Raw genomic sequence first — 500 nt, forward strand, 5'->3', positions numbered from 1 at the left:
CGCGCGTGCTGGAGATCGCTTTCGACGACGGTGCGCGCTTCCGCATCCCGTTCGAGCTGATGCGCGTCTATTCGCCCTCGGCCGAGGTGCAGGGGCACGGCCCCGGTCAGGCGGTGCTGCAGACCGGCAAGCGCCATGTCGAGATCGTCGCGCTGGAGCCGGTGGGCCATTACGCCGTGCAGCCAACCTTCTCCGACGGGCACGACAGCGGCATCTACACGTGGGAGTATCTGTACTTCCTGGGCAGCCGGCAGGCCGAGCTGTGGGCGGATTACGAGCGCCGTCTGGCCGAAGCCGGTGTGGACCGCGACGCGCCAATGCCCGACCCGGCGGCGGCCGGGTGCGGCCGGCACTGAGCGGCGCGGCCGGCACTGAGCGGCGCGGCCGCCCCAGCGTCTTTGGCGTACCATGGCGCCATGACGCAGACGCATTTTGGCTTCGAGACCGTCGACGAGCGCGAGAAGGCGCGCCGCGTGCGCGCCGTGTTCGATTCGGTGGCG

At 70.8% G+C, this 500-nt stretch carries 1 protein-coding gene; it reads left to right on the forward strand.

All coding sequences use genetic code 11. The annotated features are described in order from the left end of the window. On the forward strand, nt 1–356 hold a 356-nt coding region (locus tag ML342_RS11850; protein ID WP_240127212.1), incomplete at its 5' end, for a gamma-butyrobetaine hydroxylase family protein. Nucleotides 357–500 lie beyond the last annotated feature (144 nt).

Origin of the sequence: Thermomonas alba (assembly GCF_022419205.1) — a bacterium.
Classification (GTDB): Bacteria; Pseudomonadota; Gammaproteobacteria; order Xanthomonadales; family Xanthomonadaceae; genus Thermomonas; species Thermomonas alba.